We start from the raw sequence: 7,909 nt of genomic DNA, 5'->3' as shown, positions 1-7,909 counted from the left end.
CAGTGCAGGTATGCTAACAGTGCAGGTATGCTAACACTAGCAGCTACGTTACTTTGTGATTGCCTTTCATTTGAAATTCGGCATTCGCAATTCGAAATTCCATGGGGGTTTGAATGGAACGCGAATTACTGATCGCACCGTCGATTCTTTCTGCCGATTTTTCATGTCTGGCAGAACAGGTTGCAAAAGCAGCCGAGGGTGGAGCGGATCTTTTACATGTTGATGTGATGGACGGGCATTTCGTTCCCAACATAACGATTGGACCGCTGGTCGTTGAGTCCTTGAAGCGCAGCACGATCCTGCCGATTGACGTTCATCTTATGATAGACAACCCCGAGAGGTATCTGGACCAGTTCATCGAGGCGGGAGCCTCGTGGATTTCATTTCACGTTGAGGCTACCAACCACTCGCACCGGGTAATCCAGAGGATCAAGGAGTATCCGGGTGTGAAAGCTGGGGTTGCGTTAAATCCCGCTACCCCGGTAACCTATCTTCACCATATACTGGAAGACCTCGATTTCGTGCTGATCATGTCGGTTAACCCCGGTTTCGGGGGACAAAAGTTTATTCCAAACGCCCTGGAGAAAATCGAGGTCGTTCGGCATATGATCGACAGTAAAGGCCTGGATGTAAAGATACAGGTCGATGGGGGTATCTCGGCGGCTAACGCGGATAGGGTTGTCCTAAAAGGAGCCGAGATATTGGTGGCCGGATCGGCGATATTCGGTGCGGAAGATATACCCCAGGCGGTAAGGGGTATACGGAAGGCCGCACCTATTTAGCTTGCAAAACACAAACTAATTCTGCTACAATTGCTACAATTAGCAATAATTGAATACAGACCTTCGGGGCAGGGTGAAATTCCCGACCGGCGGTAAGCCTTAAACAGGCTTTTGAAAAGCAGTTTTAGGTAAGCCCGCGAGCTTTGGATTGGTTGTACACCAGCCAGGGCAGATCCGGTGAGATTCCGGAGCCGACAGTATAGTCTGGATGGGAGAAGGTTAAGGCTAAAGTATACATTTATGTATGCATTTGCACTGCGCCTGGCTTTCTCCGAGGCGCTTTTTGTTTTCCCCGGGCTCTATTCTAGATTCTAAGTTTAGGGTTAGACTATTGTAAGCCGAGTAATTTATAAGCCGACTAAGCAACAAGTGAGTTACAAAAGTGACAACTGAGCACTGGCTGATTAATAGCTGATTAATGGCTAAATATAAAGAAATAACTAGCGCAACATAGCCAAATAATAAATGATTAACCGGTAGGTTGTTAAGGAAATGATGGAGAACACGGCGGTAGATTTCAAACAGTATATGAAACGGGCGGTTGAACTTGCAGAGATGGGCCGCGGGACGACCAGTCCCAATCCCATGGTAGGGGCTCTTATTCTTAAAGATGGCAGGGTAATCGCTGAAGGTTATCATCAAAAAGCGGGCGAACCCCATGCGGAGATAAATGCGTTTAATAATGCGACCGAAGACGTTGAGGGTGCGACGATGGTTGTCTCCCTTGAGCCGTGCAACCATCACGGAAGAACCCCCCCGTGTTCCGAAGCGATCATTAACGCAGGCATAAAGAAAGTAATTGTCGGCATGATCGACCCCAACCCCAAATGTGCGGGTGGCGGCATAAAACGCCTCCGCGATGCGGGAATCGAAATCGAGTACGGCGTACTTTCCGACGTAGTCGCAAAGCAAAACGAAGTCTTTATCAAATATATTACGACAGGGCGCCCATTCGTGGTACTTAAAGCAGCGGTAAGCCTCGACGGCAAAATCGCGCAATCACCCGAAAGGGCGACCGCGATTACGGGTGAGGCGGCAAGAAAAAGGGCGCATGAGCTGAGGAACCAATATGACGCCATCATGGTCGGCATCGGCACGGTTACTGTAGATAACCCCCAGCTCACCACAAGGCTTGAGCGTGAGAATACAAGAAATCCTGTACGTATCATCGTCGACTCGAAAGCCAGAATTCCCTTAAGCAGCAAAATCGTGAGTACGGCGCACGATGTTAGGACAATCATAGCAACGACATCCTTTGCTTCATTGGCGAACATTGAGGACCTAAAAGTAAGGGGCCTCGAGATAATCAAGCTCGAGACCTGGGATGGTACGGTCGATGTTGAGCTTTTACTCGAAGAGTTGGGGTCCCGCGAAATCTCAAGCATCCTGGTCGAGGGCGGAGGCAAGCTCGCCGCATCGTTTGTTAAAGCCGGCCTGGTTGACAAGTACATGATTTTTATCGCGCCAAAATTTATCGGCAAACAGGGCGTCGACCTGATCGGCGGCAGGCTGGATGTTATGAAAGAACTAAGGATCGAAAGCATCGAGCAATTAGGTAAAGGCAAAGCCGAAGATACGGTTAAAGACATTAAAGATGGTATTGAAGATATATTAGTTGAAGCATATCCAAAAAAGAAGGGTTCACTAGATGTCATTCTGAGCAATAGCGAAGAATCTAGGGCGCAAGAGGCTTTTCTTGAGAGTGAAGGGTTTAAGCTGCAATGAGCGAAAGTTTAGCAGCAGTATCTTAGGATAGTGAGGGTAGATATATGTTCACAGGAATAATCGAAGAACTCGGCAGAGTAAAAGCGATAAAGCGTGGGGCGAAGGAATTCGTCATCGAAATAGAGGCGCCCAGGCTCACGCCCGAAATCCAAATAGGCGATTCCGTTGCGGTCAACGGTGTGTGCCTTACCGCGACCACAAAATCGGCCAACGGTTTCACGGTAGACGTTATGCCCGAAACGGTTGTGAAAACCGACCTCGAGGAGCTAACGCGAGGAGAAACGGTGAATCTTGAGCGGGCGATGACGCTCTCAAACCGCCTGGGAGGGCATATGGTCTCGGGGCATGTGGATGGCGTGGGGATCATAACATCCAAAGCGGTTCAACAAAATGCCCTTCTAATAAAGATAGAAGCCCCCGCCTCTGTCACCCGCTACTTAATCGAACGGGGGTCGATCGCCGTTGACGGGATCAGCCTTACCGTAATGGATTACGGTGTTGGGTATATCACCGTCTCCATCATTCCGCATACGGCAAAGATGACGACGCTTGGCTTTAAAAGCCCCGGCGACCGGGTGAACCTCGAGGCCGATCTCATAGGCAAGTATGTCGAGAAGTTTATCAATAAGAAGCAGGATGGCGAAAAAAGCCCCGGGCTTACTATTGATAAGCTCCGCGATATGGGCTTTGCTTAGATAGATAAGGAAAGGTGAAGGCGTATGTTAGACAGTATCGAGGAAGCCATACAAGACATAAAAGACGGAAAGATCATCATCGTAGTCGATGATGAGGATAGGGAAAATGAAGGCGATCTCATGATGGCCGCCGAGAAGGTCACCTCAGAGACCATCAACTTCATGGCTACAAACGGGCGTGGTCTTATCTGCATGCCGTGCGTGGGCTGGAGGCTTGATGAGCTGGGTATCCCGGCGATGGTGCAGAATAACACCTCCGAACAGGGGACGGCGTTCACCGTTTCGATTGGCGCCAAAGGCAAGATCACGACCGGTATTTCTGCAAAAGACCGTGCGGTAACGGTGCAGACCGTAGTCGACCCGAACAGCAAGCCCGAGGATATCTCGATGCCGGGCCATGTCTTCCCGCTAAGAGGCAAAAAGGGTGGGGTTCTGGAGCGTGCCGGCCATACCGAGACCGCCGTTGACCTCGCCAAGCTCGCCGGGCTCTTCCCGGCCGGGGTTATCTGCGAGATCATGAACGAAGACGGCACCATGGCCCGCCTGCCGCAGCTTCGCAAAGTCGCCGATAAATTCGGCCTCAAACTGGTAAGCGTCGAGGACCTGATCAGGTACAGGCGCAAGACGGAGAAGCTCGTCGAGCGTGTCGCGGAAGTCAGCCTGCCAACCAACTTCGGTGATTTTAAGGCGATCGGCTATCGGTGCAAGCTCGATGGTAAGGAATATTTTGCCCTAGTCAAGGGTGAGGTTAACGGACAAGAGAACGTCCTTGTCAGAGTGCACTCCGAGTGCCTGACGGGCGACATCTTCCACTCGCTTCGCTGTGATTGCGGCGACCAACTCGAAGCCGCCCTTAGAATTATCAATGCAGAGGGGAAAGGCGTTATCCTTTACATCCTTGGACACGAGGGACGGGGAATCGGCCTTCTTAACAAGCTGCGTGCCTACGAGCTTCAGGACCACGGTCGCGATACCGTACAGGCGAACAACGACCTTGGCTTTCCTACCGACCTGCGAGACTACGGCATGGGTGCGCAGATTCTCGCGGATCTCGGCTTAAGCTCAATACGCCTTATGACCAATAATCCCAAGAAAATCGTGGGCCTTGAGGGCTACGGTTTGAATGTTGTGGAGAGGGTGCCCCTGCAGGTAAAACCGACCGATTACAACATCCATTATCTCCAAACCAAGAAAGAAAAAATGCACCACATACTTGAAAACGTCGATCGTGCGCCGGAAAAAAGCAGTAAATAGGAGGTTGATATAATGCAGACTTATGAAGGCAATTTAATTGCGAAGGATTTGAAGTTCGCCGTAGTCGTTGGCAGGTTTAACGAGTTTATCGGAACACGACTTCTCGATGGGGCGATGGATGCCCTGAAGCGCCACGGCGCAGCGGATGAGGATGTGCACGTCGCCTGGACACCGGGCGCATTTGAAATCCCGTTGGTAGCAAAAAAGCTTGCGGAGAGCGGTCGCTACAACGCCATCATCTGCCTTGGTGCCGTCATCAGGGGTTCCACCCCGCACTTTGATTACGTTGCAGGCGAAGTTGCAAAAGGCATCGCAAGGGTAAATCTCGACTCGGGCGTCCCGATTATCTTCGGTGTAGTGACTACCGACAGCATCGAGCAGGCGATCGAGCGGGCCGGTGCCAAGCAGGGCAATAAGGGTTGGCAGGCCGCAGTATCGGCAATAGAGATGGCCAACCTTGTAAAGGTAATTTAAAGGAAAAAATATCTTTTTATTTATCAAGCTACGCTTGTGCTATGACTTTATAAGTGATTAGATGGTAACTGGTGATAGTTTATGAAAGTAGAAAAACCCTGGGGTTTTTACAAGCAATACGCACACAACAAAACCTGTTCTGTAAAGCTTCTAACATTGCATCCGCGCCAGGAGACCAGCATCCACTGGCATAACCTTAGAAGTGATGCCTGGGTTGTTTTAGATGAGGGTGTTAGGGTTCAGATAGGCGAAGAGCTACACGACGCTAAGGTGGGCGAGGAGTTCTTTATCCCATCCGGAACAGTGCACAGGCTGATATCCACGAACGAAGTGCCATCGCGGGTTCTCGAGATAGCCTTTGGCTATAACAACGAAGACGACAACCATCGCCTGGCCGATGACTACGGGCGCGAACTGGATATCTAACAGAACGGTGCGTTGTAAAAAGCATAAAAACCTAAAGCTCCGGCACCGATCGGAGCTTTTACGCGTTAATTTTTAGTATATTGAGAAATCTAATAGAAACACAACGCCCGAATATCTGCTACTATATAAAAGTTGGCTCAACTTGATAGGCCTGGAGGATATATGGACGGCATAGTAAGGGTTAGATTCGCGCCAAGCCCGACCGGATATCTGCATATCGGAGGGGCGAGGACGGCGCTTTTTAATTGGCTTTACGCCCGCCACCACGGTGGTGTTTTTATTTTACGAATCGAGGATACCGACCGCGAGCGCTCAACTGAAGAAGCGATCAACGTTATCATAACGGCTATGCGTTGGTTGGGGCTTGACTGGGATGAGGGGCCGTTCAGGCAGATGGACAGGCTTCCGCGCTACGAAGAAGAAGCGCGAAGGCTTCTTGAAACGGGCAAAGCATACAAGTGCTACTGCACGCCGGAAGAGCTTGAAGAGCGAAGAAAAGCCGCGCTCGCACGCAAGGAAACACCCAAATACGACCGCCGCTGCGCCTCCTTAAGCGAGGCCGAGCGCCTGGCCTGCGAGAAGAAAGGGCTAAAACCGGTCATTCGCTTTCTTTGCCCGGATGAGGGCACTACAATAATAAACGACCTGGTGAAAGGTGAGGTAAGCTTTGAAAACGCCAACCTCGACGATTTCATCATGGTGCGTGCCGACGGCATCCCGACCTACAATTATGCGGTGGTTGTCGACGATCATGATATGGATATAACCCACGTGATCAGGGGAGACGATCATCTCTCCAATACCCCGCGGCAAATCCTTGTTTACCAGGCACTAGGATATAAAATCCCCGAATTCGGGCATCTTTCGATGATACTCGGCCCGGATAAAACCAGGCTTAGCAAGCGCCATGGCGCTACCGCTGTCGAGGCATACCGTGATGAAGGATACCTGCCCGCAGCGCTCATCAACTACCTTGCGCTTCTTGGGTGGGGCTTTGAAGATCAGACCATTTTCGACCGGCAAGAACTGATCCAAAAATTCGGCCTCGAAGGCGTCGGTAAGTCCCCGGCGGTATTCGATTCCACAAAGCTTGCGTGGATGAACGGTGTCTATATCCGCGAGTTATCCGTTCACGAGCTGGCCGGAATGATGAAGCCGTTTCTGCAAAGGGCGGGCCTTGCCGTCGAGATGTACGATGATACCTGGTACAACCGGCTTGCTGAGATTACACGGGAGCGGCTCGAAAAACTCGGCGATATTGCGGAACTAAGCAGCTTTTTCTTCCACCGTGTCGAGTACCGGCCCGAGGCGGTCGAGAAAGTCCTTAAAAAAGAAGGCGTGCCTGATATCTTACGCAAAACTCTAGAGGCGCTCTCGGATACGTCGTTCGAGTTTTACTCCGAACCTATCGAAAAGCGTCTCCGCGCTCTTGTTGAGGAAACCGGTCTTAAAGCGAAATTCGTGTTCCAGCCGATCAGAGTTGCCGTCACCGGTCGCAACATAAGCCCACCGCTGTTTGAAACGATCGAACTCTTAGGTCGCGAGGCTACGCTCGAGCGCCTCGGCGAAGCAATCCGTTTACTTGAAATGGCCGGCAATTCGTGATAGTATTTCATCTGTTCGATCCGCCGAATCGAGCTAAAACTTCATAATGGGGGATCGTCTAACGGTAGGACAACGGACTCTGGCTCCGTATGTGAGGGTTCGAATCCTTCTCCCCCAGCCAAGTAGTTCTTATTCGAACTCGGAGAAAAAATAACATCGGTATAAGAATCAGTGAACTCATGTTTGCTGATTTTTTTGCCTTTAATATAAGCCTTTTTGACGAAAGCTTGATTAAACATTCTTCTTGTCTGGGGCAGAGCCATTCTATAGCCCTCATGACAGTTCGAAGCGATGGCAAGAATCAGTTCAAAAACTTTCTCGGCCCTAGAATCCTTTGCGTCGAGTCTTGATAATTTGTCTTCAGCGTCAGCTAGCTCTTTGGCAATTCGTTCCTGCTCTTTTCTGTAAAGTGCAAAAGGCGTGGCTTCTTCGTAGTAGGAATAGAGAAGTTTTTCCTGCTGTTTTAAAAGTTTGGCAATTCTTTTGTTGTGGAACTCCTTTTCTTTCGTAAACAGAATCCCTTGCTGGGCAAATTCTTTTCTGAACTTATCCTTAAGTTTGTTTGACTTAGCTTTGGGGATCTCGATTTGAAGGTAAAGCTCTTCAATCTCTTTTTCAATCGTATCAACCAAAACATACTCTTGGTTACAGCCATCATTGCGCTTTTGCCCGAGACAATAAAAGTAAGGGTACTGGCCTTTGGCTATTGTAATTGACATGCGAGAGCCGCATTCACCGCAGTAGATGGTGCCCTTTAAGTAATGCGGGTGCTTTCTTTTACGTTCACCGGCCGTGTTGTTAATTTTTAATATCTCTTTTGCTTTCTCAAAAATATCCTGAGAAATGATGGGCTCATGGTTGCCCTTGGCTATAATGCTCTTCCATTCGACTATGCCGATGTAGAATTTGTTTTGAAGCACTTTTGCCAAATTGGACTTGCTCAAAGGC

The 7,909-nt window shown here is 49.8% G+C and carries 7 protein-coding genes, 1 tRNA gene, 1 pseudogene and 1 riboswitch; of the genes and pseudogenes, 8 read left to right on the top strand and 1 reads right to left on the bottom strand.

Going from position 1 to position 7,909, the window contains the following annotated elements:
* Window positions 1–113: 113 nt before the first annotated feature.
* The 8 genes from rpe (at window position 114) to COY37_RS05095 (ending at window position 7,082) form a co-directional block, all read left to right on the top strand.
* Window positions 114–782, top strand: a complete 669-nt coding sequence (rpe, locus tag COY37_RS05130; protein ID WP_286678096.1) for a ribulose-phosphate 3-epimerase — start codon at window positions 114–116, stop codon at window positions 780–782.
* Window positions 783–837: 55 nt separating this feature from the next.
* Window positions 838–1,006, top strand: a riboswitch (FMN riboswitch).
* 268 nt (window positions 1,007–1,274) lie between these two features.
* Complete coding sequence (gene ribD, locus COY37_RS05125) at window positions 1,275–2,507, top strand: bifunctional diaminohydroxyphosphoribosylaminopyrimidine deaminase/5-amino-6-(5-phosphoribosylamino)uracil reductase RibD (protein WP_286678097.1); 1,233 nt, start codon at window positions 1,275–1,277, stop codon at window positions 2,505–2,507.
* A gap of 44 nt (window positions 2,508–2,551) precedes the next feature.
* Window positions 2,552–3,202: a riboflavin synthase gene (locus COY37_RS05120; RefSeq protein ID WP_286678098.1), complete on the top strand. Its 651-nt coding sequence runs from the start codon at window positions 2,552–2,554 to the stop codon at window positions 3,200–3,202.
* A gap of 24 nt (window positions 3,203–3,226) precedes the next feature.
* Window positions 3,227–4,456 (top strand): bifunctional 3,4-dihydroxy-2-butanone-4-phosphate synthase/GTP cyclohydrolase II, encoded by a 1,230-nt coding sequence (locus COY37_RS05115; RefSeq protein ID WP_286678099.1) that lies wholly within the window; start codon window positions 3,227–3,229, stop codon window positions 4,454–4,456.
* Window positions 4,457–4,468: 12 nt separating this feature from the next.
* Window positions 4,469–4,930 (top strand): 6,7-dimethyl-8-ribityllumazine synthase, encoded by a 462-nt coding sequence (gene ribH, locus COY37_RS05110; RefSeq protein ID WP_286678100.1) that lies wholly within the window; start codon window positions 4,469–4,471, stop codon window positions 4,928–4,930.
* A gap of 81 nt (window positions 4,931–5,011) precedes the next feature.
* Window positions 5,012–5,356 carry a cupin domain-containing protein gene (locus tag COY37_RS05105; RefSeq protein WP_286678101.1) on the top strand — a complete coding sequence of 115 codons (345 nt, stop codon included), beginning with the start codon at window positions 5,012–5,014 and terminating at the stop codon, window positions 5,354–5,356.
* A 162-nt stretch (window positions 5,357–5,518) separates the two neighbouring features.
* Window positions 5,519–6,961: a glutamate--tRNA ligase gene (gene gltX, locus COY37_RS05100; RefSeq protein WP_286678102.1), complete on the top strand. Its 1,443-nt coding sequence runs from the start codon at window positions 5,519–5,521 to the stop codon at window positions 6,959–6,961.
* 47 nt (window positions 6,962–7,008) lie between these two features.
* Window positions 7,009–7,082: transfer RNA gene (locus COY37_RS05095), tRNA-Gln, on the top strand.
* Window positions 7,083–7,569: 487 nt separating this feature from the next.
* Here the strand turns inward: COY37_RS05095 and COY37_RS11830 are convergent.
* Window positions 7,570–7,890: pseudogene (locus tag COY37_RS11830) on the bottom strand (recombinase zinc beta ribbon domain-containing protein); the annotation flags it as partial.
* Window positions 7,891–7,909 lie beyond the last annotated feature (19 nt).

Source organism: Candidatus Aquicultor secundus (assembly GCF_002791875.1).
In the GTDB taxonomy this organism is placed as follows: Bacteria; Actinomycetota; Aquicultoria; order Aquicultorales; family Aquicultoraceae; genus Aquicultor_A; species Aquicultor_A secundus.
The sequence above is the reverse complement of the archived record's forward strand: the minus strand, read 5'-3'. Positions and strand labels throughout refer to the sequence as shown.